This window comes from Streptomyces racemochromogenes, assembly GCF_044129415.1.
Lineage (GTDB): Bacteria > Actinomycetota > Actinomycetes > Streptomycetales > Streptomycetaceae > Streptomyces > Streptomyces racemochromogenes_A.
This window is the reverse complement of the sequence record NZ_JBBDHD010000065.1, coordinates 16,207-40,877: the sequence shown is the minus strand read 5'-3', so window position 1 is coordinate 40,877 and position 24,671 is coordinate 16,207. Positions and strand designations below refer to the sequence as shown.

Sequence of the window (24,671 nt, the reverse complement as noted above, 5' to 3'; positions counted from 1 at the left end):
CCCCCCCCCCCCCCCCCCCCCCCCCCCCCCCCCCCCCCCCCCCCCCCCCCCCCCCCCCCCCCCCCCCGCCCCCCCCCGCCCGCCCCCCCCCCCCCCCCCCGGGGCGCCGCGGGGAGCGGCGGCGGTCAGCCGAGGATCCTGCGCTTCTGCTCCTCGAACTCGGCCTCCGTGAGCACCCCCTGCTGCTTGAGTTCGCCGAGTTGCTTCAGCTCGTCCAGCATGCCCGACCGGTCGGAGGCGGGCGCCGCGGCCGGCGGCGGGGGCGGCGGGGCGGGTTCGGGTTCCGGCTGCTGCTGCGCGGCCCAGCGGCCGGCCTGCCGGCGGGACACGCGGTTCGAGACCGCGGTCGCGGTTCCCGCGACCACGGCGGTGCGGGCTACGCCGCGGAGAAGTCCTGGCATGGCGGTCCTTCGATGTCTCCCCCACCCGCCGGGGGACGGCGGCGGGGTGTCGGCTGTCGGTGGGTGTCGGGTGCGCTCAGGTGGCGGTCTCGGCCGCTTCCAGCGAGGCGAGGATCGCCTGGACGGGGATGCGTCCCGAGGCGACCAGCTGGCCCCCGCCGCGGCGCAGGGCTGCGGCGAGCGGCGCCGCCCAGACGTTCTCGTAGACCAGCAGTCCGGCGGAGCTGCCGGGCTCGATGGCGTTGGCGGCCTCCTCCAGGTCGTCCTGGCCCAGGAGACCCGACGACGCGCCCTCGAAGACGGCGAGGTCGAGCTCCCCGTCGGCGTCGAGGTCCGCGATCTCCAGCGCGGCCACGGAGCCGTCCTGCTCCTTCCTGATGAAGACGAGGTCGAGGATGCGGATGAGGCCGCGGTCCACCAGGTCGACGAGCAGGGGGAAGCCCTCACCGGTCATCCGGTTGCCGGGGAACTCCACCACGAGGTAGTCGATGGGGCCCATCTCCTCGATCGGCTCTCGCGTGTCGGATTCTTCACTCACGGCGTCACCTACGGGGTCGGCGGACACCCCCCTCACAGCCATTGCACCACCGCACGCCCGCGGTCGCGACCGGCCGTCGACGCGGCACCGGGCTCCCGTACGTCCCGCGCGGGGGCCCCTGCACAATGGTCCCTGTCCGCACGCCAGTCCACGAAGGGCCGCACCATGGATGACGCCTCCCACCCGCACCCCGGCGGCGGTCACCGCCCGACGCCCGCGGCGGCAGCGGCGGCGGCCGAAGCCCGCATCGACGAGGCGGGCACCATCCTGGTCGTGTCCGCGGCCCCGCGGGACGTCGACCCGGTCCCGGACTTCTTCGGGTCGACGCTCACGGCGCAGGACCTCGCCTCCGCACCGCCCGACCTCACGGGCAGGACCGTCTACCTGTGCGGCGACGTGGCCGGGGTCAGCCGGGAGCGGCTCCGCCCGGCGGATCGGGTGTTCGTCATCCGGGAGCTGTCGACGGGCTACGACGAGGCCGACCCCGGCGTGCCCTGGACCGTGGTCGGCCTCGGCCGGGTCCCCCTGCGCGTGCACGGCGCCGGCGTGCACTACCGCCGCTTCTTCGACCCGGAAGCCGACCACTTCGGCCGGATCCGCGCGGAGCACGCGTTCCAGTCTCTGACGGAGTCCACCAAGCCGGGAACGGCCCACCGCAGCGGCATCTATCTGACGCCGGTCACCCGCAGCGGCGACGAGCTGCACTTCCGGCTGCTCCGGTGCTCCACGAACCTCTCGGGGCCGACGGAGAACTTCCGCCCGACCGACACGCGGATCGTCGAGGAGCTCAACCGCGAGGCCGCCACCCTCTTCCGCGACCCGGCACCGCTGAACCACGTTCTCGCGCAGGTCTACCACAACACCGCCGCCACGGCCGGGCGCAAGCAGTCCAAGGCCAGGATCTCGGCCCACGCCGACAAGACCAAGGACATGCCGGTCAACGGCATCATGGCCTTCTGCACCTTCTACGACCGGCTCGACGGGCTGCGGCCGCTGGACGAGGACGCCTTCGACCACGGGGTCAAGGGGGTCAGCGGGCTGACCCGGCTCCGCTTCCGCCTCAAGGAACCGGCCGCGGAGCACGCCGGGGGCGCGGCGGGCGCGCTGCCCGCGGAGTTCACCGTGACCCTCCACCCCGGCTCCGTGTTCTTCATGCCGCTGTCCACCAACCGCCTGTACACGCACGAGATCCGGCCCTCGCCGCTGGACGCGGAGCTGCTGCCGACCCGGCTGGGATACGTGGTGCGCTGTTCGAGCACCGAGGCCGTCCACAAGGACGGCCGTACGTTCCTCAAGGCGGCGGGAGACCCGGTGGAACTCGGTCCGCCCACACCCGCCGGCATGGACGAGCTGCGCGCGCTGTACGCGGAGGAGAACCGGAGCTCGTCCGCGGTCGACTACGGCGACGCGTTCACCTTCAGCATGAACACGGGAGACTACCGTGCCCCCCACGCCTAGGCTCGCGGAGCAGATCATCCGGTGCGCCCTGCCGGCCGAGGAGGACTGGTTCGCGCAGTTGTCCGAGTCGACCCCCATGGAGGACGTGGGAAAGGGCCGGCGCGGCGCCGTACTCACCCGGGCCGGCGAGGCAGCCGACGGTGTGCCCCTCGTCCGCACGACCACGCGGTACGGCAGCCCGGCGCGGCGCTTCCGGGCGGTCCACGAACGCCTCGCCCGGCAGGTCGGGGAGCGCGCGGGGCTCCCGGCCGGCTTCAACAACGCCCTCGTCGAGAACTACACCAACGCCTACACGACCATGGGCGGCCATTCCGACCAGGCCCTCGATCTGGCCGACGGGTCGTTCATCGCCGTCTTCTCCTGCTACCGGAACCCCGGCGCGGGCCCGCTGCGGAAGCTGGTCTTCACGTCGAAGGGCCCGGACGCCGAGACGTTCGAGATCCCCCTCGCCCACCACGGCGTAGTGGCCTTCTCCACCGCCGCCAACCGGCGGCTCCGGCACAAGATCGTGGCCGAGGCACCCGTCCCGGCGGCGGACAACCAGTGGCTGGGCGTGACCTTCCGGACGTCGAAGACCCTCGTCCGCTACCGCGACGGCCACGCCTACCTCGCGGGGGACGTGCGCCTCCTGCCGGCCGACGAGGAGCAGCGGCACGAGTTCTTCGGGCTGAGGCGCCGCGAGAACAGGGAAACGGACTTCGTCTACCCCCCGCTGACGTACACCCTCAGCGAGAGCGACCTGCTGCCGCCCGTGTGATCCCTTCTCGTCGCGGAGGGCGACCGCCGGTCTCCCTCCGGGGCGGGTTCGGGCCGGGGTGGCCGGAATGCGGCGGCGCGGGGCGGGGGCTTCGGCGCCCGGGGCGGAAGCCGGGCGTCCGAGGGGCGGTTCCGGCCAGGTTTCCGGTTTCCACGTGGAGTGACGCCGGTATGTCGAAAACCGTGCCCTGCGCCCGGATCGCCCCCGGCGCTACGGTTGCGTGGCTTGTCCGTTACACGGAAGCGGTCCCACCAAGCCGTCCCACACCAGGGGGAGTTGTCATGGCAGATTTCGACGCGGCCACCTTGTTCGAGGCGCACGACCTGGACCTGGGTGACATCACCGTCACCTCGATGCGCGACACCGCCGACGTTTCGGCCTTCGCGAAGAGCTGTTCCACCGCCACCTGCGGCATACCCACCGCCTGCGCCTGCCATTGCAGCACGCAGCAGCCGCAGACCGTCCCGGGCGTCATCTGAGCCCGTCCCTCCGCCGCCCGTTCCGGCGCCCCCACCGGGGCGCGGGGGCGGGCGGTCCCCCTCCAGCCGCCGACCACCCCGAGCCGGAAGGACCCCGGCGCCATGACAGCCCCCACCCCCGTCCCCGCGGTGCGCACCGCCCCGTACGCGCTGGTGCGGGCGACGACGCTCGGCCATCCCGCGCAGTCCGCGGACGGCGCCGGCTTCCGCGCGGGCCTGGAGCGGCTGACCCGCCTGGAGCGGGCCCTCCGCGACCTGCTGCCGGCCCTGACCGAGGCCCTCTACGCGAGCCGGGGCGGCCATCCGGACTCCTTCCACCGGACCGTGGTCCTCCCCCTGCGCCGGGCCCTGCACAACGGGCGGGAGCCCCGGCCGGCGCTCCTCGACGCGCTCGGCGACCTGCCGGAGCGGGTGCCGCGGCTGCGGGAGTGGCTGGAGCTGCGGGACCGGCTGGCCGCCGCGCGGGCGGACCTCGCCGGTGCGGCGCCCGCCGCGCTGGCCGCCGAACGCGCCGCCCTCGCCGCCCAGTGCCGTGAGCCGGCCCTCCTCCTGGCCGCCTCCGCCACCAGTGCCCAGCTGCTGGCCGCCATCGGCCGGGCGGGGAGCGGCGCCACCGGGCGGCGGGCCCGCAAGGAGGAGCCCGGGGTCCTGCGCCACGCGCTCCGCGCCGCCACCCGTTCCAGCCCCGTGTCCTGGTTCACCGCGGTCGGCTGGGGCCCCCTCACGGACGACCCGGAGCCCGCCGGCACCGAGCGGGGCGCGGAAGCGGAGTGGGGGGAGGGCGCGGAGTGGGGGCACGGTGACCTGCTGGGTGCCACGGGGAACCACGTGCGCACCGGCCGGAGCCTGGTGGCCGCGCTGTGCGAGGCGCTGCTCACCGACCCCGCGAGGAGGGCCCGGCTGCCGCACCGGATGACGAGCGCACCCCGTACGGACGGTGCGGGGCGCGCCGTCTTCGCCCGCCGGCGCGGGCTGTCCGGCGTCTGGCGCTTCACCGCCGTCGCCGAGGACGAGGTCGCGGTCGCGGCGAGCGGGGCCCTGGAGCGGGTCGCCGAGCTGTGCCGGACCCCCGTGACGCCCGGGGAGCTCGCGGCCGCGCTGGCCGCCCCGCGCGACCGGGCGGCCGCCCTGGCGTACGTGGAGCGGCTGGCGGACACCGGTTTGCTGGTGCCCGTGCCGCCGGTCGGGCCGCAGGACCCTGACCCGCTGGGCCGGCTCGCCGCCTGGCTGCGTTCCGGCGGGGAGGGCGCCCTCGCCTCATCCCTCGACGAGATCGCCGACGCGACGCGGAAGTTCGGGGCGGGCGAGCCGGCTGAGCGCGCCGCGCTGCTCGCGCTGCTGCGTGAGCGCTGGGCGGCTCTGCTCGCCTCGGCGGGCCGGCCGCTCCCCCCGGACGAGCCGGTGCCGGCGCCGCTCACGGAGGACGTGGTGGCCCGGCGGCCGGTGGCGGCCCGGGGCCTGCTCACCGGCGAGGACCGGGAGGCGCTGCGCGAGGTCGCCGCCCTCGCCGAGCTGTACGACCTGGGGCATCTGGTGCGGCGGTACGTGCGCGACCGGTTCGTGGCGCGGTACGGGCCCGGCGGGGTCTGCCATCCCGTCTGGGAGTTCGGCGGGGAGACCGTCGCCGCCTGGGAGGACACCGTCCGCGACGCGTTCCTGCCGCCCGGCGGCCCGGACCCCCTGCCGAGCCGCGCGGCCGAACTCGTGCGACTGCGGAGGTCGTTCGAGGCGGCGGCCGAGGCCGGGCGGGGCGGGTACCGGGACCCCGACGCGGACGTGGTCCTGCCGCCGGAGCTCGTCCGGTCCTGCGCCGCGCGGCTGCCGGGGTGGGCGTCCGCGCGCCCGCTGTCGTACGCGCACTTCCTGCAACGGGACGCAGAAAGCCGTCTGTTGGTCCTCAACCACGTCTACGGCGGCTGGGGGCGTACCGCGAGCCGGTTCCTGTCCCTGCTGGATCCGGGCGCCGCCGAAGCCGTCGGCCGGGAGGTGGAACGCGGCGCGGAACCCGGCTCCCGGGCCGTGCAGTTCCGGCCCGTGCAGGGTTTCAACGCCAACCTCCAGCCCCGCTTCCTGCGGGACGAGATCCTCTCGGAGGAGCACGGCCCGGCGACCCGCCCCGGCCCGGCGGGGCCGGAGGTGGACGAGGCCGGTGTGGAGCTCTTCCACGACGAGGCCGCCGACCAGGTGCGCCTCCGGTTGCGGGACACCGGCGAGCCGTTGGACGTCTTCTACCCGGGCCTGCTGGTCTCCGGGCTGCTGCCCACCCGCTGCGCGCCCCTGGCCCACGACCACCCGGAAGGCGTCGTCGGCTTCGCGTCGCTGGTGCCGCAGACCGTCAGCGAGGTGCCCGGCGGCCCGCTGGTGCGCACCCCCCGGCTGCGCCACCGGCACGTCGTGCTGCGGCGCCGCCGCTGGAAGCTCGCCCCCGGCACGGTCGCGGTCCTGCGCGCCGACCTGGCGGCGGAGGCGGCCGGCGGCGCCGTCCCGTTCGGGGCCGCCGCGCGCTGGCGGGCCCTGCTGGGCGTGCCCGGCAGGCTGTTCCTGCACCCGCCGGTCGCGGCGGACCCGACGGCCGCAGCGGCCCGGGCCGCGCGGGCGCAGCCCAAGCCGCAGTTCGTCGACCTCGGCAACGCCCTGCACCTGCGCTGCCTCGACAAGTGGCTGGCCCGGCACCCCGAGGGACTGGTGCTGGAGGAGGCCCTGCCCGCGCCCGGCGGCCGGGAGCGGCCGGCGCGCGCCGTCGAGCTCGTCGTGGAGACCTACCGCCCGGGGAGCTCGTCATGACCGCCGTACCGCCGGGCGAGTCCGCCGCCGGCGCGGCGGACTCCCCCGACTCGCTGGACTCCCTGGGGCACTGGCGGCTCCGGCCCGGGGTCGCGGCGAGCGCCCTCGCCGGCGGCCTGCACCTGCGGGGGCGGGACGGCAGCGTCACCCTGGAGGGCAGTGCGGCGCTCCCCGCGCTCTGGGAGGTGCTGGAGGAGGCGCTCCGGACGGGCGGGGCCGCGGGCCTCTCCGCCCGGGCCGGCGCCGGTACCCCGGTACGCGCCGCGCTGTGCACCCTCGTCGGCCAGCTGCACGCGCACGGAATGCTCGTCGCGGAGCCCGGGCCGCCCGAGGGGCATCCGGCCGGGGACTGGCTGCTCACCGTCGCGGACCGGCCGGACGAGGCCGCGGCGGCGCTGGACGGGGCCCGGGTGGAGGTGCGGGCGGCCGATCCGCAGGGCGCCCTGGCCTCCGCGGCCGTGCGGGCCCTGGGCCGCGCCGGGATCACCGCCGGGCCGGCCGCGGACGCCGCGGTGGGCGGCGCCGGCCGGGTCCTGGTCCGTGCCCGGCGCGCCGACGGGTCCGAGGTCGCGGTCGGTGCGGCCGTCCACCCCCACGGGTCCTTCGTCACCCCGGTCTCCGACCCCGCACGGGCCGGGGCGGCCGCGGCGGCGCTCGCCGCCCGGCTCGGGCTCTCCGGGGATCCCGACCCGGCCCCGGTACCGGCCGCGTCCCTGACCGCCCTGGTGGCGGGCGCGGCGGTACAGCGGCTGCTGTGCGCCCTGGCGGGCCTGCCCGACCCGGCCGCCGCATCCGAGGCCGGTCCCGGCGCAGCCGAGCCGGCCGCCGCCTCCGGGAGGCACCCGGGGACCGACGGCGTCGGGGTGCCGTTCGTGCTGGTGGCCGGGGCGGGGGCCGCGCGGGCCGCCTACCGCCCCTGGGCCGCCGGGTCGATGGAGGCCGGGCCGCCGCCCGGGACGCTCGCCGAGGCGCTGGACGGCGTGGCCGCGCTGGGCGACCCGCGGCTCGGGGTGCTGGCGGAGCCCCTGACGGGGGCGCTGCCGCAGCTGCCGGTCGCCCTGGCCGGGTGCGGCCCGCTGACGGCCGGGGCCGGCCGGGCCGATCTGGCCCGCCTGGACGCCGTGTGCCGGGCCGCGGAGCTGGAGTGCGGGGCCGGGGTGGTCGTGGGGGCGGGGTCCGGGCACGCCCTGGGGCGGGCGCTGCGCCGCGCCGCACTGCGGCTGCCCGCACGGGGCCCGGGGGCCGCGCGCCGGGACCCGTACGGCAGCGGGCACCCGCAGGCCCACCACTGGTGGGGTGTCCTGACGCGGCGGCTGGGGGTGCGGGCGCAGGCGTACGTGGCCCCGCTCGACGGCGGCGGTACGGCCTACCGGGCCGACGTCCGCGCGGGCACGGGCGGCGGCGGACGGCTGCTCGGGCAGGCGGTGGAGGCCACCGCCGGGGACGCGGCCGCCTTCGCCGCGCTGGCCGCGGTGGTCCGCGTCCAGGCGGGGGAACAGGCGCCGAAGCCTGAGCACATCACCTCTGCGGGCGGTGAGTTGTGCCCGTTGGCGGTCGCCGGGGTGACACCCGCCCCCTGGGAGGACGAGCGCTGGGCGGCGGGCTGGTGGGCCGCCGTCGCCCGCCGCGAAGCCGCCCTGCACACCGCGCTGCTGGGGCTCACGGGGCTGCGGACCTCCGCGTGGGAGCCCTCTGGCCCCGGCGCGCGCACCGTCGTCGCCGCGCTGCGCGGCTGCGGGTTCACCGTGCTCGGCGTCCAGGACACCGCCACGGAAGGAGGGGAGCGATGACCCCGTCGGCCCCGCCCGTCACCGAGAGCCCGCTCGGGGCGGCGCTCGCCGCGCTCGGGCTGACCGTCCTCGACGCCGCGGGCGCGCTGAGGAGCACCTCCGGCCGGTCCGTGGTCGTGCTGGACGACTGGGACCTCGCGACCGCCGCCGCGCTGTCGCGGCACGCGCTGCGCCACCCCGTGGAGCTGGTTCCGGTGCGTGGCGACGGGGCACTGACGGTGGTCGGCCCGGTGCTGCGGCCGGGCGCGGAGGGCTGCCTGCGCTGTACGGAGTACCGTCGGCTCGCCACCGCCGGCGGCCGCGTCCCGTGGCACAGCGGCGGGCTGCGGCTGGCGGGCCGCCCCTCCCCCGCCCTGGTGGACGCCGTCGCGGCGCTGGCGGCCGAACTGCTGGCGGAGCCCCTGCCGGCCCCGGGTGCGGGTGCGGCCGTACGGGTGGTGGACCATCGGCGGGCCGGCTGGTCCGGCCACCTCTTCCGCCCGCTCGGCGGCTGCGAGGTGTGCCTGCCGCTGCCGGAGGACTCGGCGGAGGCGGCCCGGCCGGAGCGCACGGGCGGTCCGCTGCCGGACCCTGCGGTGCTGCGCGGCCCCAACGGCCGTACGGACACGGCCGGTCTGCGGACCCAGCTGTACGACGAACGGTTCGGTCCGGTCCGCCGCGTGGTGCGCACCGAGGACTCCGTCACCTGTCTGACCAGTGCCTACGTCACCCACGGGCGGGAGCTGCCGGACGGCGGGTACGGCCGGGCGGGCGACTTCGACAGCAGCGAGCGGGTGGCGCTCTTCGAGGGCGTGGAGCGGCTCACCGGGATGGGCCCGCTCGGCCGGCGCACCGTACTGCGCGCCGGTTACGCGCGGTTGGGGCCGGAACGGGCCGTGGACCCGGAGCGGCTGGGGCTGCCCGAGCCCGCCCACCACGGGCATCCGGCGTCGCCGACCGTGCCCTACACCCCGGAGCTGGAACTGGACTGGGTGCACGGCTGGTCGCTGACGCGTGCGCGTCCGGTCGCCGTGCCCGAGCACGTCGCCTACTGGGACCCCGCCCCCGGCCGGCCGCGCGTGGTCTACGAGTGCTCCAGCGGGTGCGGACTCGGCAACAGCCCCGAAGAGGCCGCCCTGTACGGGCTGTTCGAGGTGGCGGAGCGCGACGCCTTCCTGATGGCCTGGTACGCGCGGACCCCGCTGCGGCGGATCGCGCTGCCGCGGGAGGACCCGGAGGTGGTGCACCTGGCCGACCGGGCGGAGCTGGCGGGGTACGAGCTCGCGCTCCTGGACGCGACCAACGACTTCGGTGTTCCGGCGGTGATCGCGGTGGCACGGCACGGCGATCCGCGGTCGGCGGCGCCGCAGGTGTTCGTGGCGGCGGGGGCCCACCACGATCCCGCGGCGGCGATCCGGTCCGCCGTGGTGGAGGCGGTGACGAACGTGTTCAACGCCGCCCAGCGGCTGCGGGCGGAGCCCGCGACCTGTGATCCGCGCCGCCTGCGGCCGATGCTGGAGCGGCCGGAGCTGGTCGTCACCCTCTCCGACCACACCGCCCTGTACGGGCTGCCTGAGGCCCGGCCGAGGCTGGACTTCCTGTACGGGGGCGACGACCGGCCGGCTCCCTGGCGGGAGGTGTGGCCGGGGGCGCCGGAGCCGGTGGCGGACCTGGGCGGGCTGCTGGACGCCACGGTGCGGCGGCTGGCGGGCGAGGGGCTGGAGGTGGTCGTGGTCGGGCAGGACGAGGCGGGCGTGCGCGAGCGGCTCGGCCTGTACGCGGCGAAGGCCGTGGTGCCGGGGGCGCTGCCCATGACGTTCGGGCACGTCAACCGGCGCACGCGCGGGCTACCCCGGCTGCTGGAGGTCCCGTACCGGCTGGGCCGGACCGCCGCCCCGCTGCGGTACGAGGACCTCCCCTTCCACCCTCACCCGTTCCCCTAGGTCCCGCCCCTCGGGGGCCGGATCCCCGAGGTGTTGGGCAGGGGGTTCGGGGTGTCCGGGGGGACGGCCGAGTGTCGTCGCCACCGCGGGTGACCGGCACGGTCCTGCGGTACGCGCGTCACGTGTCCTGCCCCCGTCCCCGGTTCCGGCCGGCGTTCCGGCCGGCCGTCGTCACGGGCCCAGACGCCCCGTACGGGTGTTCCGGTTGCGGGCGGAGGCGATTGGATCTTGTGGCGCGTCTCGTGTAGAACACATCACCGATCGGATGTGATCACACATCTTTCAGCCATCCCGGGGGAATTGACGTGCAGTCGACTCGACGCATCATCGGAACGTTCGCGCTGGTCGCGGCACTCGGCTCGGTCACGGCCTGCGGCCCGGACGACACCGCGGCGGCGGGCGGAACCGCGGGGCCGTCCGGTGCCGGCGCGTCCGCCGCCGCGCAGCCGTCCGCCGCGCCCTCCGCCAAGGCACCGGCCGGCGGCGGCCCCACGGGCTCCGCCGCGCCCGGCGGCGACTGCGGGAAGCCGCCGAAGCTGCCGGCCGGGCACAAGATGGTGGAGCCCGTCGCACCGCCGTCCAAGGGCTCGATGTCCGCGAAGGACGCCCAGCCGACCTGCACCCCCAACGACTGGATCTACCACGGCAAGGGCGAGGCCAAGTACTACATCTTCGCCGCGGGCGAGGTGAAGGCCGAGCTGGCCACCGGCTCGGGCTCCACCAAGACCGTCCCCGTCGGCGAGCTGTGGATGCACGCGGGCGACTGCATGACGAACCCGTCCGCCGTGAAGGCCCCGTACAGCTGCTCGGGGAACATCTACGACATCACGGTCGACCACGAGGGCAACATCGACTCGATCAAGGAGGTCTGGCACCCCTGATCCGGACCGGCTCAGACGGCGGGCGTCCGGGCGCGGTCGAGGACGGCCCCGGTGTCGACTCCCGTCGGCAGGGTCCCGTAGGCGCCGCCGTGCTCGCCGCCCAGCCGGGAGGCGCAGAAGACGTCGGCGACCGCCGCAGGGGCGTGCCGCACCAGCAGCGAGGCCTGGAAGGCCAGTGCCATGGTCTCGGCCAGCCGGCGGGCCCGGTACTCGGCCTCGGCGGGGTCGGCGAGCTGCTTGTGCAGCCCGGCCACCGCCGCGTCCAGGTGCCGGTCGGCCCCGGCGGCCCGGTCCAGCTCCGCGAAGAAGGCCTCGACGGTCTCCGGCTGGCGGGCCATCGCCCGCAGCGCGTCCAGGGCGGCCACGTTGCCCGAGCCCTCCCAGATGGAGGACAGCGGCGCCTCGCGGTAGAGGCGGGGCATGCCCGAGTCCTCGACGTAGCCGTTGCCGCCGAAGCATTCGAGGGCTTCTGCGGCGTGCGCGGGTGCGCGCTTGCACACCCAGTACTTGGTGACGGCCAGGCCGAGGCGGCGCAGCAGCGCCTCGTCCGCGTCGCCGCGCGCGACCCGGTCGCCGGCCCCGGCCAGGCGCATGGCGACGGCCGTCGCGGCCTCCGACTCCAGGGCCAGGTCGGCGAGGACGTTGCGCATCAGGGGCTGGTCGATCAGGGCCTTGCCGAACGCCCGCCGGTGGGTGGCGTGGTGGACGGCCCGCACCAGGCCGAGCCGCATGCCCGAGGCGCCGCCCAGGACGCAGTCGAGGCGGGTCGTGTTGACCATCTCGATGATGGTCGCGACGCCTCGGCCCTCCTCCCCGACCAGCCAGCCGAACGCCTCGTCGTACTCGATCTCGGAGGAGGCGTTGGAGCGGTTGCCCAGCTTGTCCTTGAGGCGCTGGAGGTGCAGCCGGTTGCGGGTGCCGTCGGGCAGGACCCTCGGCAGCAGGAAGCAGGACAGTCCTCCCGGGGCCTGCGCCAGGGTCAGGAAGACGTCCGACATGGGCGCCGAGGTGAACCACTTGTGCCCGGTCAGCCGGTACGTGCCGTCCCCGGCCGGGACGGCGGCGGTGGTGTTGGCGCGGACGTCCGATCCGCCCTGCTTCTCGGTCATCGACATGCCGGCGATCAGCCCGCGCTTGGTGTCGGGCCGGCGCAGCCCGAAGTCGTAGGTGCGGGAGGCGAGCAGCGGCTCCAGCCACTCGGCGAGCGCGGGCGCGGCGCGCAGGGCCGGGACGGCGGCGTAGGTCATGGACACCGGGCAGGTGTGGCCCGCTTCGACCTGGCTCCAGACGATGAACTTCGCGGCGCGGGCGACGTGCGCGCCGGGCTCGCTCTGGGCCCAGGGGGCGGCGTGCAGTCCGTGCGAGACGGCGGTGTCCATCAGCTCGTGCCAGTACGGGTGGAACTCGACCTCGTCGACGCGGTGGCCGTAGCGGTCGTGGGTGTGCAGGACGGGCTCGTTCTCGTTGGCCAGCCTGCCCCACTCGGCCGCCTGCTCGGATCCGGCGAGGACGCCGAGGCGGTGGAGTTCGGGCGCGGCCCAGCCCGCTCCCTCGCGGTCGAGGGCCTCCAGCAGGGCCGGGTCGGCGGCCGCGTCGTAGCCGTGGTGCGGCGGAACCTGGTTGGTGACCTCATGCGTCTGCGGCATCGTGTCCTCCAAGGGCACGCAGGGTGAAGGTGATCAGGCCCGGGATGACCTCGCCGGGGGCCGCGTCACCGTCGGCGAGCGGTCCGACGAGCGCCTCGGCGATCGCGCCGACCAGCGCGGCGGCGGTCAGCTGGGGCGCCTGCGGCGGCAGTTCGCCGGCGGCCACACCGGCGGCCACCTGCCGGGCGAACACGTCGCGGAACGCCCGCCGGAAGACGAGGCGTTCGGTGTCGACGGCCGGGTCGGCGGGCTCGGCGAGCAGGGCGAACGCCCGCCGCGGTGCCTGGAGCGCCCGCGAGGCGAAGGTCTCGACGGCCGCGGCGACCCGCTGCGCGGCGGTCCCGGGGCGCTCGGCGGCGGACGTCACCGCCGTCACCTCCCTGGCCACGAGGGTGCGGAAGAGGGCGGCGGCGAGCTCGGACTTGCCGGAGAACGACTGGTAGACGCTCCCGGTGGAGATGCCGGCCTCGGCCGCGATGGCGGCGACGGAGCAGCCGGCGTACCCCTCCCGGGAGAGCAGACGGACGGCGGCCTCCAGGACCCGGTCGCGACGGGCGTCGAGCCGGGCCTGCACGGCGGGTGGGCGGCGGTAGGGCATGGAAAGCATTGAAGCAGTGATTCACTGCTTCACACCAGGGCCGCGCAGGTTCCGGTCCCGCTGTGCGGGAGCCCGTGGGGGCCGGGGTCAGCGACGGCGGTAGAGGGTCACGGTGTCGCCGTGGCCGAGCCAGCGGACGGTGAGCGGGCAGACGTCCCGGACGATCCAGTGGCGGTCCAGTTCGGTGAAGAAGTCCGCGTCGGCGCACATCCCGCCCGGCCCCTCCCCGGCGTACAGGAAGGTGTCGCCGCGGTAGGCGCGCAGGGCGTCGGCGGCCATGGGGTCCCCGGGCGGCGGCCATACGAGCAGCAGGGTGCGGCCGGGGTTGCGCCGTACGGCGTCGACCGCGCCGAGCGCCTCGACGCCGGCGTGCCGGAAGCCGTGTGTGAAGCCGTTGGCCTCGACCCGGTGCAGGTCGGTGGCCAGGACGTCGAGCCCGCCGAGGGACAGCTGCCGTGCCCAGTAGCCGGACCCGGCCCCCACCTCCAGCACGGCCGCGCCGTCGAGTGCCGCACGGATCCAGTCGGTCACGGAGGCGGTGATCACCGCCCAGCCGTACAGTCCCGCCAGGTCCCGCCGTCCGAGCATCAGCGCGGCCGCCTTCCGCTCCCCCGGCAGGTGGTCGAAGACCTCGACCACCTCGCCGTGGGGCCCGCGCGAGCGCAGGGCGGGGTACCACATCAGCGGCACCATCTGCGGATGCCGGTCCGCCTGAAGGACGTCCCGCTCGGGAAGCAGCTCCCCGAGTGCGCGGAACGGGTGCCCCCAGCCCGGGAACACCAGCGACGGGGCGGCGTCCCACATCCCCTGCAACCGGGTGGAGAGCTCGACCAGCCTCTCCACCACGGGCAGCCCGGCCGGCGCGGCGGCCCGGCGGTCGTTCACGGCGGGTTCAGCCGATGGCGATGTGCTCGACCACGGCCAGGTCCCCGTCGGCGGGGGCGGGGGCCGGCTCCACCGGGGCGGAGAGCATCCCCATGTGGGCGACGACGCTGATCGTGCCCTTGCCGTCCGCCGCGCCGGGGTTGGCGGCGGCGGCGGTGGCCGCTCCGGTGAGGGCGGCGACGGCGGCCGCGACGACTGCGGCGTTTCGGGTGGTCGGGTTCATGCGGGGTCCCCCTGGACGTGGCGTCCGCGACGGCGTCGCGAACTGGTGTACGGGAACCACCCTACCCGCAGGCCCAGTTGAACCGATCATGGCCGGCCGGAGCGGGCGCGCTCGACTGCTTCGGCGGCACCGACGGCACCGAACGGCCCGGCGAGGGGATGCCGCCGCTGCGTGCAGGCGGGTCGGAGGGGGTCGGCGCCGGTGAGGCCGGCGCCTCCGCGGCCGGGCTGGTCGCGGGTTCCGGTACGGCACCCGCGGCGGAGGCGGACGGGGCGCCGCCTGAGGCGTCGGCCGGGGCGGCACCCGTGGGCGGGGCGGCCGCCGGTGGCTGGAGCGCGGCCGGATCGTGACCCAGGCGGCTGCCCACGAAGAACCCGCCCAGGGCCAGCACCATGACGCCGCCGATGACCAGCATCATGGTCCGCGTCTTCTTCTTGGAGCGCTTCCGACGCGCCTTCCCGCCCGGCTGTCCGGTCCGCCCGCCCTGCGCGATGATCCCCGTGCCGACCGCCCGGGGATCGTCCTGCTTCGGGCCGATCGCCCGGGGGTCGTCCGAGCCGGAAGCCGTGCGGCCGCCCTGGACGATGGCGCCGTCGCCTCCCGGGGGCGGGTCGGTGAAACCTCCGCCGGCACCCGGGGCGGTCCCGTGGACCGGGACCGACGCGTCGTTCTCCGGACGGGGAACGTCCGGTCCACCTCTGCCGTCACTCATGGCGTGCGATCCCCCTGTGGTCGGGCTGATCCTGCCCGGCCGGTTTTCGGCCACAGGGCCGCGGGGTCCATCCCCGCGACGTGACGGCGGTGTCCCGATCCCGTACCGGAACGCGCCCGGGCCGGGGTCAGCCGCGGGGCGACAGTTCGGCCATGGCGCTCCAGCCCTGGCCGGGGACCTCCACGTGGATGATCTCCGGGGTGGTGGCGATGGCTCCGGCCAGGGTCTCCATACCGGCCTTGAAGTGGTCCGAGGCGACGTGCGCGGCACCGGCCTCGGCGTCGGTGAAGGCCTCCAGCAGGGTGTACTTGTTCGGGTCGTCCACGCTGCGGGACCAGTCGTAGAAGAGGTTGCCCGGCTCGGACCGGGTGGCGCGGGTGAAGTCGTCGACGAGGGCGAGCCAGTTGTCGCTGTGCTCCGGGCGGACGTCGAACCTGACGGCGATGAAGATCATGGGACCAGCGTGGCATGCGGGACGGGCCCCGCGCACGCCGGACGCCCGCCATTCCGGCAGGGCCGGAATCGCGGCGGGCGGGGCGGTGCCTCAGGTGCGGCCCGCGGCCGCCTCCGTGAGGGCGGCGCGGATCGCGTCCGGGCGCCGGCGGTACTCCTCGGCGGGAACCGACACCGACAGCGCGTGCACCGCGTCCGGGTGCCGCGCCGTCCCCGCCCGGGGCAGGGCGACGCCCACGCACGTCCACGCCGGGTCCGCCTCCCCCACGGACACCGCGACGCCCGCCGCCCGTACCCGCAGCAGCTCCGCCTCCAGGGCCTCCGCGCTCGTGATGGTCGCCGGGGTCAGGCGGGCCATCCCGTGCTCGGCGAGGTAGCGCCGCCGCGCCCTGGGGGTCAGCCGGGCGAGGAGCGCCTTGCCGTGGGCGGTGGCGTGCGCGCGGGTCTCCCGGCCGGGCGCGAAGGGGTTGGCCGTGTCGGTCGGGGGTGCGGTGGTGTCCACCACGGTGATCACCCCGCCCCGGTAGGCCGTGTAGTACGCCTCGCCGCCGGTCGCCCGCCGCAGCCGGGCGAGCAGGCCGGCCATGTCCGGGGCCGGGGCCAGCCGGTGCAGGAAGCTGCGGTGGAGCCGGGGCAGGGCGGGCCCCAGCTCGTACCCCTGCACCGTACGCACCAGGTAGCCGCGCCCGGTGAGCGGGCCGAGGAGGTGGTACGCGGTGGACAGGGAGCAGCCCGCGAGGCGGGCCAGGGCCTTGGCGCTGACCGGGCCGGGCGCCGCGGCCACGGCGTCGACGAGGGCCAGCGCGCGGTCGAGGGACTGCGGACCGGTGTGCGACATGGTGCTGGTGGTTCCCGTGGGTGGACGGCGGGGCGTTCCCACCCTACGCCGGACGCGCCGCGGCGCCGTCGACAGACCGTCACCGCAGCGCCACACTGGGTGCGGAGGTGCGCACATGACCCATGCCGACCACCGGCCCGGTGACATGAGGGCCACCGTACGGGAGACGTACGGTCCCGCCGATCTCAGCTCGGCACCCGTCTTCGCGGGCGGTTTCATCAACTTCGGCCACTGGCGGCCGGGGGACCTCGACGGGCCGCCCACGGTGGAGGACCGGATCCGCAGCCAACGGGACCTGTACCGGCGGGTGCTGGACGCCGCGGGTCCCCTCGGCGGCGGACAGCTGCTGGAGGTCGGCTGCGGGCTGGGCGTCGGCTGCGCCCTGGCCGTGGCGGAGTACGGTCCGTCCCGGGTCACCGGCATGGACATCCATCCCCAGCAGCTGGAGCGGGCCCGCCGGGCCAACTCCGGTCTGCTGGACGGGGCCGGGGCCGGGCGGCTGCGGCTGGTGCGCGGGGCCGCGGAGGACATGCCGTTCGGGGACGGCGAGTTCGACTGCGTCTACAGCGTCGAGGCCGCCCAGCACTTCGACGACCTGGCCCTCTTCGCCGCCGAGACGGCCCGGGTCCTGCGGCCCGGCGGCAGGGCGGCCGTGACCAGCTTCTTCGCCGCGGACCCGGGGGCCGCCCCGCTGCTGGCGGAGTTGCTCGACACCTTCGCGAAGGGGCTGGACATCGCCCGTCCGCCCTCCGAACTCACCGACGCGCTGGCCCGGTCGGGGCTGGCGGAGGTGCGCTGCGAGTCCATCGGTGCGCGCGTCTGGCCCGGCTGGGACCACTGGCTGTCCGCGCAGTGGGAGCCGGGCACCTGGCCGAGGAACTTCCTGCTCGCCTGGGAGCGGGGCCTCCTCGACTACTACGTGATCACCGCCGCCCGCCCCTGAGCGTCAGCCGCGCCGACGGCGGCGGCCGAGCACGACGACCAGGGCTATGACGGCGGCCACGACCAGCAGGAGGACCACGACGCCCACGACCAGCGCGGCCGTGCCCAGCTTCCCGAGGAAGCCCTTCTTCTTCTTGGACTTCGACTTCTTCTTCCCGTCCTCCACCGCGGCCGCGACGGTGGAGTGGGCGGTCCGGGCGGCGGCCTCACGAACGGATCCGGCCGTCGCTCCGGCCGGGGCGGCGGCCGCCACCGCGCCGCGGGCCGGGCCGGCCCGGTGGTTCGTGAGGGCGTCCGCGGCGTTCGCGGGCAGCGGGGCCAGGAACAGCCCCGCCAGCAGCAACACCGGAACCACCCTGGCGATCACATTCGTCCTCACACCGCTCTCCCTGTTCTCGACACCCGGTACGGGCCCCCTCGATGTGCCAGGACTCTCGTACCCCTGGGCGCGGCGCGTACGCGTGATCCGGCCATCCTGGGGTGCCGGGCCCGCGGATGGCAACCTCCGCGCCCGACCGGGGCGCTACCGCAGGGGCGGCAGGTGGATGTCCAGGACGCAGATGTCGTCGCGGTGGTGGGCCCGGCCCGCCGCCAGGGTGCGGGCGAGGGCTGCGGCCCTGCCCTCGCGCACGAGGCGGGCCGCGGCGGCGGCGAGTGCGGCGAACCCCTCGTCGATGTCCACGCCCGGGTCCTCGACGAGGCCGTCGGTGTAGAGGAGGAGGTGGTCCCCCGGCAGCAGGTCCAGCACGTCCTGCCCGTACACCGCGTCGGCGGCGGCGCCGAGGAGGTTGCCCTGGGGCTGGGGCAGGTAGCGTGCTTCGCCGTCGCGGATCAGCAGGGGTGGGGGGTGTCCGGCGCGCACCCAGCTCAGCCGCTGTTCGGCGGGCTCGTAGCGGGCCATCACCATGGTCGCGGTGGCGGCGGCGGACGTGTCCGCGGCCGTATGGAGCAGGAGCGCGTTGAGCCGGCCCAGCACGTCGGGGAGGGCCGAGCCGGTGACGGCCATGCCCTTGGCGGTGAAGCGGAGTTGGGCCATCGTGCCGACGGCGGCCAGCCCGTGGCCGGCGACGTCCCCGACGACGAAGAGGGCTCCGCCGTCGGGGAGCGGGATGGCGCTGTACCAGTCACCGCCGACGTTCACCCCGGCGTCGGCGGGCACGTACGCGACGTCCACGCGCAAACCGGCGAGGTCCAGGGACTGTTCGGGGATGGGGAGGAGCGTCTCCTGGAGCCGGGCCGCGAGGGAGCGTTCGGCCCTGAGCATGCCCCGCTGGACGAGGTTGGCCCGTTCGCTCTCGCGCAGGGCGATCTCGGTGTCGCGCAGGGTCGTGACGTCCTGGACGAAGCCGTGCACCTCGACCGGTGTGCCGTCCATGTCGACGCCGGCCTCGGCGACGATCCTCAGGTGGCGGACGCCGTGCCCGGTGGTGATGCGGAAGGCCTCGTCGATGGCCTCCCCGTCTTCGAGCAGCCGCCGCACGGCCCGGCCGAGTGCCGGCAGATCGTCCGGCACCACGTGCGCGGGGAGTTCCTCCAGGGCCATGGGCCCGAGGGAGGGGTCGCGGCGGAAGACGGTGTAGACCTGGTCGGACCAGGTGATGGTGTCGGTGGTGAGGTTCCAGCTCGCCCATCCGAGGTCGCCCAGGCGCTGGAGGTCGGCCAGCCGGCGGATCTCCTGGTCGCTGGTGTCGCGGCGGAGCCAGGAGACCACCAGCCGGCCGCCCAGGCGGGCGGCGCGGACGGAGTAGACGGACTGACGGGGGATCCCGGCGGCGACCTCCTCGTAGGTGAAGGGGGCCCCCTCGTGGACCGTCCCCGTCTCCAGGGTGTCCAGGTAGCCGTCCCACAGGGGGGTTTCGGCCACGGTGGGATAGGTCTCCAGGATCCTGCGGCCGACGAGTTCCTTGCCGCGGCGGCCCGCCACGTCGACGGATCCGCCGGACGCCGCGTCGATCCGGAAGTCCTCCACCGAACCGTCCGCCGCGCGCAGGGGCGTGAGCAGCACGGCCGGTTCGGACAGGACGTCGAAGACCTGCTGGACGGCCGCGACGTCCTGCTCCTGCTCCGCCGGTCCCGCGGTCCCCGTGGCCCGGGGGATGTGCGGCGGGGAGAGCACGCCTCCGCACAGCCGGACCACGCGGCGCAGCAGGCTCCGCGTGCGGTGGTCGATGGGCCCCCGTTCGCCGCGCAGGAACCCCACGGCGGTCGTGGCGGGGGTTCCCGGTGCCGGGATCCAGGCGCGCGACGGCCACCGTTCGGGCCGGTCCCCGATGAGCAGGTAGCCGTCCGCGATCCGCTGCGGGTCGTCCAGCCAGACGGGCCGTTCCCTGGTCAGGGCCTCCAGCGCGGCGACCCCGGCGAGCGGGGGGACGTGGCTCCACTGCTCGGCCGTGGCGGGGTCGATCCCGGCGTGCCCGGCCAGGTGCAGGCTTCCGGCGGCGGTCCGGGTGTAGATCATGACGGCGTCCACCCGTGCGGGGCCGGCCAGCTCGGTCCGCAGCAGCTCGGCGACCTCGCCGGGACCCTCCGTGCTCGCCAGCGTCCTGGCCAGCGAGGCCAGGAGCGCGCGTCGCCCGGCGTCGTCCGGCGCGTACCTGCCGGTGTGGAACAGCCCTGGCCCGGGCGTCTCCCCCGGCTGTGTGTCGACGACGGGGTGCGCTGACCGGCCGGCGCTGCCGAGGACCAGCCAGCACTCCTCGATCAGCGTGCTGCGGCGGCTCTCGGCACGCCGCTGGAGGAGCTCGCCGGCCTCGTCCTCGGCCAGGCCCTCCCGCCCCATGAGCACGCCCTTGGCCCGCTCCAGGACGGCCGACATCGCGGCTCCCGCTTCGAGGTCCTCCACCTCGGCCCGCAGCCTGGCGACCACCTTGGCCAGGGCGAGCTTCTCCGGAGCCGTGCTCTCACCGGGGGTTCCGGCCTCGTCGTCCATACGTCGAGGATGCCACCGTCCCGCAGGCGGGGAGGTCCCGCCACGGGCGGCGTCCCGTGAAGCGGCCGGAACGCGTCGGCGGCCGCCGGGCTCAGAGCGGGCGCGCGTAGCGGAGTTCGGTGAGCGTGACCTCTTCGTACACGTCGTCCCGGGTCGCGCCGTCCGGCCGGTAGCCGGCGCGCTCGTAGAAGCGTCGCGCGCGTGCGTTGCCGGCGAGGACCCACAGGGCCGACGCCGGGAAGCCCTCGCCGCGCATCCTGGCGTGGGCCTCGTCCAGGAGCGTGCGGCCGATGCCCATGCCGATGAGGTCCGGTGCCACGTACAGGGCGTGGACCTCGCCGGTCCCCGCCGGCCCGGGTGTTCCGTCCTGGCCGGGCCCGTAGCAGATCCACCCCACCGGGCCGCCGTCGCCGACCGCCACGAGGTCCCGTGCCGTCCTGCCGGGGCGGGAGAACCACTCCCGCCGCCGGGCGGCGTCCTCCTCGACGGTCATCGCGTCCAGGTGGGCGCGGGGGACCATGCCGACGTACGCCGCCTGCCACCCCCGGACCCGGATCGCCGAAACGGCCTCGATGTCCGCCATGTCCATGTCGCGCACCTGTGTCATCGCCCCACCCTAGCCCCGCACGGCCCTTCGGTCCGGCTCCGGCGGCCCGCCGAAAGGGGGCCGCGGAGCCGCTGGAGTCAATGCGTCCGCAACCCCTTGACGGGCCCTCAGGGCCCTCACATACTGGCGGCCAAATCGATTTGGCCCTGCGATCCGGAGCTCCCCGCAGCCGGACCGGGCCGAAGCCGGAGCGAGCCGAACGGAGCTCGAACGTGTCCCGTCCCCGCACTCTCCCCCACCCCGTGGACCAGTCCCGCCCACTGAGCCGGATCCTGCTGTTCGGTGTCCAGCACGTCCTCGTCATGGCGGCCACGCCCGTCTCGGCGATCTTCCTGATGAGCGCGACCCTGCACCTCGACGCCCGGCTGACCGTGAACCTGCTCTCGGCGGCCTTCGTGCTCTCCGGGGTCGGCTCCCTGATCCAGTCGCTGGGCCCGTGGAAGTTCGGGCCCAGGCTGCCGTTCGTCATGCTGCCCGGCGGAGCCCCGCTGATCCTCTTCCTGGCGATAGCCGAAGAACACGGCGTACGCACCGCCACCGGCGCGGTGATCATCAGCGCGGCCTTCTACTTCGTCGTCCTGCCCGTCTTCTCCCGGCTGCTGAAGTTCTTCCCCACCCTGGTCATCGGCACGATGATCGTCGTCGTCGGCGTCAACCTGGTGAAGGTCGGCGCGCTGCTCGTCACCGGCCGGCCCGGGCAACCGGGCTTCGCCGACCCCGTGAACCTGGCCCTCGGCCTGGCCACGATCGGCTTCACCGTCGCCCTGTACCGGCTGTTCAGCGGGGTCCTGCGGCAACTCGCCGTGATGCTGGGCCTGATCGCCGGCAGTGTGCTGGCCTTCGCGCTCGGCCGGGTCGACTTCGGCGGCGTCACGGAGGGCGGGATCCTGAGCGCCCCGCAGCTGATGCCGTTCGGCACGCCCGAGTTCCACCTGGTCGCCGCGCTGCCGCTGATGCTGTACGGCCTGGCCTCCATGGCGGAGGCCACGGGACAGACCGTCATCAACGCGGAGACCGTCGGCAAGGAGATCGACACGCGTACCGACGTCCCGCGGACCATCCGCGGCGACGCCCTCGTGTCCGTACTCGCCGGGTTCCTCGGGCTGCCGCTGATGGTGACCAGCGGAGAGAACATCGGCATCGTCCGGGTCACCGGGGTGCGCAGCCGCTACGTCACCGCGGCGGCCGGCGTCGTGCTCATCGCCACCGGCTTCCTGGCGCCCGTCATCCGCGCGATCAGTGTGATCCCGTCCGCCGTCGTCGGCGGCACGGCCATGGTGGTCTTCGCGGTCATCACCGTGCTCGGGATCCAGATGCTGGGCCGGGCCCCGCTCGACCGGCACTCCGACGCGTTCATCTGCGCCGTCGCCCTCGCGCTGGGCCTGCTGCCGATCCTCGTCCCCGGCGTCTACGCGGGCGTGCCGTCCGGGGCGCGGATCCTGCTCGAAAGCGGTGTGGCCGTCGGCGCGTTCACCGCCGCCGCCCTCAACGTCCTCTTCCACCACGTACGCCGCCGGCCGGCCCGGGACCGCGCCGCACGGCCGGCCCTCGCCACCGCCGACGCCGGCGGCTCCAGCCCCCTGCCCCATGCGTGACCCGCACCCGAAGGACGAGATGACCACCCTCCCGATGACACACGACCCCCTCTCCGTCGCCGCCCTGGACCCCCACCGCCTGACCGGCGGGATCCAACTCCTCCGTCCCGCCGTGACGATGACCCCCGAGGGGCCGGTGGAGGGGCATGCGGCCGTGGTCGCCGACGGCTTCTTCCGGGCCGTCGGGCCGGCCGCCCGGCTGGAGCGCGAGCACCCCGGTCTGACACCGGTCCGGCTGCCCGGACACGTGCTGATGCCCGGGTTCGTCGACGCGCACCACCACCTGACGCAGAGCTTCGGCGCGGCCCTGGCCTTCGGCGAGCCCTCCGAGATCTTCCGCCGCGTCTGGGTCCCCCTGGAAGGGGCGCTCGACGAGGAGTCCGCCTACACCGCGGCGAAGTTGGCCGCCCTCGAATCGCTGCGGGGCGGGTTCACCACCGTCGCGGAGGCCGGCACCCGGGCCCCGGTCGACGCCGGCGTCGTGGCCTCGGCCGCGGGGGACGCCGGGATCCGCTGCGTCCTGGGCCTCGTCTGCAACGACGGCCCCGGCCCCGAGGGGGCCGGGGGGAGGGACCGCGCCGGTGTCCTGGCCGCCGCCGAGCGGCACCTCTCACGGTACGAGGGCGCCGGACTGGTCCACCCCTCGCTGGCGGTCTCCGTCCCCGAGGCCGCGACCGCCGAGACCCTGCGGGACACCGCCCGGCTCGCCGCCGAAGCGGGCGCCGTCGTCCAGATCCACGTCAACGAACACCTCGCCGCCGTGGAGCGCTCCCTGGTCCGGCACGGCCTGCGGCCGCTGGAGTACCTGCGCGAAGTCGGCGCCCTGGGACCGCAGTTGCTCGCGGCGCACGCCACCTTGGTGACCCCCGCCGAGCTGACCCTGCTCGCCGACACGGGCGCCGCCGTGAGCTACAACCCCGTCGCCAGCGCGTGGAAGGGCAACGCCGTGGCGCCGGCGACCACCATGGCCGAGCGCGGCATCCGCTTCGGCCTGGGCACCGACGGCACCCGCGGCGACGCCTTCCGCCTCGTGGAGGCCGCCGAGTCCGCCCAGCGCCTCGTCTACGGCCTGGCCACCGGCGACTCCTCCTGCGGCGCCGGCTGGTCCTGGCTGGAGCGCGGGGGTCCGGGCGGCGCCGACGCCGTCGGCCTCGGGGCGCTCACCGGCAGGATCGCCGCCGGGGCGGCCGCCGACTTCCTGCTCGTCGACGTCAGCGGCCCGGAGATGCGGACCTCCCGGGACCTGCCCTGGGAGCTGGTCCGGCGCGGCAACCGCGACCAGATCACCGCCGTGTTCGTGGCCGGCCGGCTGCGGATGTGGCGGGGCCGGCCCGTCGGCTGGGACGACCGCGCGCTCGTCGAGCGGGCGGCCGAGCTGGCCGAGGAGGTGGTCGCACGGGCCGCGGTGACCCGGGCCCACCCCACCTCTACGGACTCGCGGGCGAGGAGGGCGACCCGGTGAGCGGTGCGACGGTGGCGGTCCTCGCCCTGGTCGTGGCGGCCGCCGCGTTCGTGCAGGGGACCAGCGGCCTCGGGTTCGCCCTGGTCGTGGCCCCGGTGGCCGGGCTGCTGGACCCCTCGCTGCTCCCGGTCTTCGTCCTCGCGTCGATGATCCCGCTCAACGTGTACGTGGTCTGGCGCGAACGGCATGCGGTGGACCTGCGGGGCGCGGGCTGGATCTCCGCGGCGCGGCTCGCCGCGACCCCCGGCGGGCTGCTGCTGCTCTGGGCCGTGCCCGGGCAGCGGCTCGGCCTCGTCGTCGGCGTGGCGACCGTCCTCGCGGCGGCCGTGAGCCTGGCGGCGCCGGCCTTCGTACCCGGCCGGGCCGCCTACCTGGGGGCGGGCGCGGTCACCGGGCTCACCGAGACCGCGACCGGGGTGGGCGGTCCGCCGCTGGCGCTGGTCTACCAGCACCGGCCGCCCGCGGAACTGCGCTCGACGGTCGCCCTGTGCTTCCTGGTCGGCGAGGTCGTCTCGCTCGCCCTGCTCCTCGCGACCGGGCAGGGCACCCCGGCCCAGTTGGGCTGGGCGGCGGGGCTGTTGCCGGCCCTGGCCGTCGGGGCCTGGCTGAGCCGGCTGGTGCACCACCGGATCGACGCCGCGCGGATGCGTCCCCTGGTCCTGGGGTTCGCGCTCGTCTCCGGCCTGGTGCTCATCCTGGCTCCGTGACGCGCAGCGAGGAGGCCCGCGCGATCACGCGGGGCTCGGGCACGGGGGCCGCCGCCTGCGGGCG

Annotated in this window: 23 protein-coding genes; 11 read left to right on the top strand and 12 right to left on the bottom strand. The window is 75.9% G+C overall.

The features are described from left to right. Positions 1-125: 125 nt before the first annotated feature. A complete protein-coding gene (locus tag WDV06_RS22965; protein WP_395511658.1) occupies positions 126-401 on the bottom strand; it encodes an SHOCT domain-containing protein in 276 nt (91 codons plus the stop codon). Positions 402-477: 76 nt separating this feature from the next. Further along, positions 478-900 carry a DUF6325 family protein gene (locus WDV06_RS22960; RefSeq protein WP_395511660.1) on the bottom strand — a complete coding sequence of 141 codons (423 nt, stop codon included), beginning with the start codon at positions 898-900 and terminating at the stop codon, positions 478-480. A 204-nt stretch (positions 901-1,104) separates the two neighbouring features. Here WDV06_RS22960 and WDV06_RS22955 point away from each other — a divergent pair, with 204 nt between their 5' ends. The 7 genes from WDV06_RS22955 to WDV06_RS22925 all read left to right on the top strand — a co-directional run bounded on the left by WDV06_RS22955 (position 1,105) and on the right by WDV06_RS22925 (position 11,010). Next, positions 1,105-2,397 carry a hypothetical protein gene (locus WDV06_RS22955; protein ID WP_395511657.1) on the top strand — a complete coding sequence of 431 codons (1,293 nt, stop codon included), beginning with the start codon at positions 1,105-1,107 and terminating at the stop codon, positions 2,395-2,397. Continuing rightward, the gene (locus WDV06_RS22950; RefSeq protein ID WP_395511656.1) at positions 2,381-3,154 is read left to right on the top strand and encodes a hypothetical protein; all 774 of its coding nucleotides are present in this window, start codon (positions 2,381-2,383) and stop codon (positions 3,152-3,154) included. The genes WDV06_RS22955 and WDV06_RS22950 overlap by 17 nt, the downstream gene beginning before the upstream one ends. Positions 3,155-3,435: 281 nt before the next feature. Beyond that, entirely contained in the window at positions 3,436-3,633 is a 198-nt protein-coding gene (locus tag WDV06_RS22945) for a thiazolylpeptide-type bacteriocin (RefSeq protein WP_395511655.1), read from the top strand. 102 nt (positions 3,634-3,735) lie between these two features. After that, the gene (locus tag WDV06_RS22940) at positions 3,736-6,417 is read left to right on the top strand and encodes a lantibiotic dehydratase (protein WP_395511654.1); all 2,682 of its coding nucleotides are present in this window, start codon (positions 3,736-3,738) and stop codon (positions 6,415-6,417) included. Beyond that, positions 6,414-8,207: a hypothetical protein gene (locus WDV06_RS22935; protein ID WP_395511653.1), complete on the top strand. Its 1,794-nt coding sequence runs from the start codon at positions 6,414-6,416 to the stop codon at positions 8,205-8,207. The genes WDV06_RS22940 and WDV06_RS22935 overlap by 4 nt, the downstream gene beginning before the upstream one ends. Next, positions 8,204-10,129: a TOMM precursor leader peptide-binding protein gene (locus tag WDV06_RS22930; protein ID WP_395511652.1), complete on the top strand. Its 1,926-nt coding sequence runs from the start codon at positions 8,204-8,206 to the stop codon at positions 10,127-10,129. The genes WDV06_RS22935 and WDV06_RS22930 overlap by 4 nt, the downstream gene beginning before the upstream one ends. A 305-nt stretch (positions 10,130-10,434) precedes the next feature. Continuing rightward, on the top strand, positions 10,435-11,010 hold the full coding sequence (locus tag WDV06_RS22925; RefSeq protein ID WP_395511651.1) for a hypothetical protein: 576 nt from the start codon (positions 10,435-10,437) through the stop codon (positions 11,008-11,010). 11 nt (positions 11,011-11,021) lie between these two features. Here the strand turns inward: WDV06_RS22925 and WDV06_RS22920 are convergent, their stop codons facing one another. The 7 genes from WDV06_RS22920 to WDV06_RS22890 all read right to left on the bottom strand — a co-directional run bounded on the left by WDV06_RS22920 (position 11,022) and on the right by WDV06_RS22890 (position 16,365). Then, a complete protein-coding gene (locus tag WDV06_RS22920) occupies positions 11,022-12,656 on the bottom strand; it encodes an isovaleryl-CoA dehydrogenase (protein WP_395511650.1) in 1,635 nt (544 codons plus the stop codon). Next, a complete protein-coding gene (locus tag WDV06_RS22915; RefSeq protein WP_395511649.1) occupies positions 12,640-13,254 on the bottom strand; it encodes a TetR/AcrR family transcriptional regulator in 615 nt (204 codons plus the stop codon). Before WDV06_RS22915 ends, WDV06_RS22920 begins: the two co-directional genes overlap by 17 nt. 87 nt (positions 13,255-13,341) lie before the next feature. Beyond that, on the bottom strand, positions 13,342-14,139 hold the full coding sequence (locus WDV06_RS22910) for a class I SAM-dependent methyltransferase (RefSeq protein ID WP_395511648.1): 798 nt from the start codon (positions 14,137-14,139) through the stop codon (positions 13,342-13,344). Between the two features lie 7 nt (positions 14,140-14,146). Continuing rightward, positions 14,147-14,362, bottom strand: coding sequence for a hypothetical protein (locus tag WDV06_RS22905; RefSeq protein ID WP_395511647.1), 216 nt, complete (start codon positions 14,360-14,362; stop codon positions 14,147-14,149). A 61-nt stretch (positions 14,363-14,423) separates the two neighbouring features. After that, positions 14,424-15,074: a hypothetical protein gene (locus WDV06_RS22900; RefSeq protein WP_395511646.1), complete on the bottom strand. Its 651-nt coding sequence runs from the start codon at positions 15,072-15,074 to the stop codon at positions 14,424-14,426. A gap of 127 nt (positions 15,075-15,201) precedes the next feature. Beyond that, complete coding sequence (locus WDV06_RS22895; RefSeq protein ID WP_395511645.1) at positions 15,202-15,528, bottom strand: putative quinol monooxygenase; 327 nt, start codon at positions 15,526-15,528, stop codon at positions 15,202-15,204. Between the two features lie 90 nt (positions 15,529-15,618). Further along, positions 15,619-16,365: an IclR family transcriptional regulator gene (locus WDV06_RS22890; protein WP_395511644.1), complete on the bottom strand. Its 747-nt coding sequence runs from the start codon at positions 16,363-16,365 to the stop codon at positions 15,619-15,621. 115 nt (positions 16,366-16,480) lie between these two features. Between WDV06_RS22890 and WDV06_RS22885 the strand changes: the two genes are divergently transcribed. Further along, positions 16,481-17,308 (top strand): class I SAM-dependent methyltransferase, encoded by an 828-nt coding sequence (locus WDV06_RS22885; RefSeq protein WP_395511643.1) that lies wholly within the window; start codon positions 16,481-16,483, stop codon positions 17,306-17,308. A 3-nt stretch (positions 17,309-17,311) separates the two neighbouring features. Here WDV06_RS22885 and WDV06_RS22880 read toward each other — a convergent pair whose 3' ends face one another. The 3 genes from WDV06_RS22880 to WDV06_RS22870 all read right to left on the bottom strand — a co-directional run bounded on the left by WDV06_RS22880 (position 17,312) and on the right by WDV06_RS22870 (position 20,843). Next, positions 17,312-17,686 carry a hypothetical protein gene (locus tag WDV06_RS22880; RefSeq protein ID WP_395511642.1) on the bottom strand — a complete coding sequence of 125 codons (375 nt, stop codon included), beginning with the start codon at positions 17,684-17,686 and terminating at the stop codon, positions 17,312-17,314. 144 nt (positions 17,687-17,830) lie between these two features. Then, entirely contained in the window at positions 17,831-20,236 is a 2,406-nt protein-coding gene (locus WDV06_RS22875) for a SpoIIE family protein phosphatase (RefSeq protein WP_395511641.1), read from the bottom strand. Positions 20,237-20,327: 91 nt separating this feature from the next. Then, positions 20,328-20,843: a GNAT family N-acetyltransferase gene (locus WDV06_RS22870; protein ID WP_395511640.1), complete on the bottom strand. Its 516-nt coding sequence runs from the start codon at positions 20,841-20,843 to the stop codon at positions 20,328-20,330. A 242-nt stretch (positions 20,844-21,085) separates the two neighbouring features. Here WDV06_RS22870 and WDV06_RS22865 point away from each other — a divergent pair, with 242 nt between their 5' ends. Genes WDV06_RS22865 through WDV06_RS22855 form a run of 3 tightly spaced genes read left to right on the top strand, consistent with a single transcriptional unit; the run spans position 21,086 to position 24,607 of the window. Beyond that, complete coding sequence (locus tag WDV06_RS22865) at positions 21,086-22,438, top strand: uracil-xanthine permease family protein (RefSeq protein ID WP_395511639.1); 1,353 nt, start codon at positions 21,086-21,088, stop codon at positions 22,436-22,438. Between the two features lie 34 nt (positions 22,439-22,472). Further along, positions 22,473-23,900 carry an amidohydrolase family protein gene (locus tag WDV06_RS22860; RefSeq protein ID WP_395511659.1) on the top strand — a complete coding sequence of 476 codons (1,428 nt, stop codon included), beginning with the start codon at positions 22,473-22,475 and terminating at the stop codon, positions 23,898-23,900. Continuing rightward, positions 23,897-24,607, top strand: a complete 711-nt coding sequence (locus WDV06_RS22855; RefSeq protein WP_395511638.1) for a sulfite exporter TauE/SafE family protein — start codon at positions 23,897-23,899, stop codon at positions 24,605-24,607. Before WDV06_RS22860 ends, WDV06_RS22855 begins: the two co-directional genes overlap by 4 nt. The last annotated feature ends 64 nt before the right edge of the window (positions 24,608-24,671 follow it).

Coding starts and splice junctions, on each gene's coding strand:
- WDV06_RS22965 (WP_395511658.1), bottom strand. CDS start 401: ATGCCAGGACTTCTCCGCGGCGTAGCCCGCACCGCCGTGGTCGCGGGA.
- WDV06_RS22960 (WP_395511660.1), bottom strand. CDS start 900: ATGGGCCCCATCGACTACCTCGTGGTGGAGTTCCCCGGCAACCGGATG.
- WDV06_RS22955 (WP_395511657.1), top strand. CDS start 1,105: ATGGATGACGCCTCCCACCCGCACCCCGGCGGCGGTCACCGCCCGACG.
- WDV06_RS22945 (WP_395511655.1), top strand. CDS start 3,436: ATGGCAGATTTCGACGCGGCCACCTTGTTCGAGGCGCACGACCTGGAC.
- WDV06_RS22940 (WP_395511654.1), top strand. CDS start 3,736: ATGACAGCCCCCACCCCCGTCCCCGCGGTGCGCACCGCCCCGTACGCG.
- WDV06_RS22935 (WP_395511653.1), top strand. CDS start 6,414: ATGACCGCCGTACCGCCGGGCGAGTCCGCCGCCGGCGCGGCGGACTCC.
- WDV06_RS22930 (WP_395511652.1), top strand. CDS start 8,204: ATGACCCCGTCGGCCCCGCCCGTCACCGAGAGCCCGCTCGGGGCGGCG.
- WDV06_RS22920 (WP_395511650.1), bottom strand. CDS start 12,656: ATGCCGCAGACGCATGAGGTCACCAACCAGGTTCCGCCGCACCACGGC.
- WDV06_RS22915 (WP_395511649.1), bottom strand. CDS start 13,254: ATGCCCTACCGCCGCCCACCCGCCGTGCAGGCCCGGCTCGACGCCCGT.
- WDV06_RS22905 (WP_395511647.1), bottom strand. CDS start 14,362: ATGAACCCGACCACCCGAAACGCCGCAGTCGTCGCGGCCGCCGTCGCC.
- WDV06_RS22900 (WP_395511646.1), bottom strand. CDS start 15,074: ATGAGTGACGGCAGAGGTGGACCGGACGTTCCCCGTCCGGAGAACGAC.
- WDV06_RS22895 (WP_395511645.1), bottom strand. CDS start 15,528: ATGATCTTCATCGCCGTCAGGTTCGACGTCCGCCCGGAGCACAGCGAC.
- WDV06_RS22890 (WP_395511644.1), bottom strand. CDS start 16,365: ATGTCGCACACCGGTCCGCAGTCCCTCGACCGCGCGCTGGCCCTCGTC.
- WDV06_RS22885 (WP_395511643.1), top strand. CDS start 16,481: ATGACCCATGCCGACCACCGGCCCGGTGACATGAGGGCCACCGTACGG.
- WDV06_RS22875 (WP_395511641.1), bottom strand. CDS start 20,236: ATGGACGACGAGGCCGGAACCCCCGGTGAGAGCACGGCTCCGGAGAAG.
- WDV06_RS22870 (WP_395511640.1), bottom strand. CDS start 20,843: ATGACACAGGTGCGCGACATGGACATGGCGGACATCGAGGCCGTTTCG.
- WDV06_RS22860 (WP_395511659.1), top strand. CDS start 22,473: ATGACACACGACCCCCTCTCCGTCGCCGCCCTGGACCCCCACCGCCTG.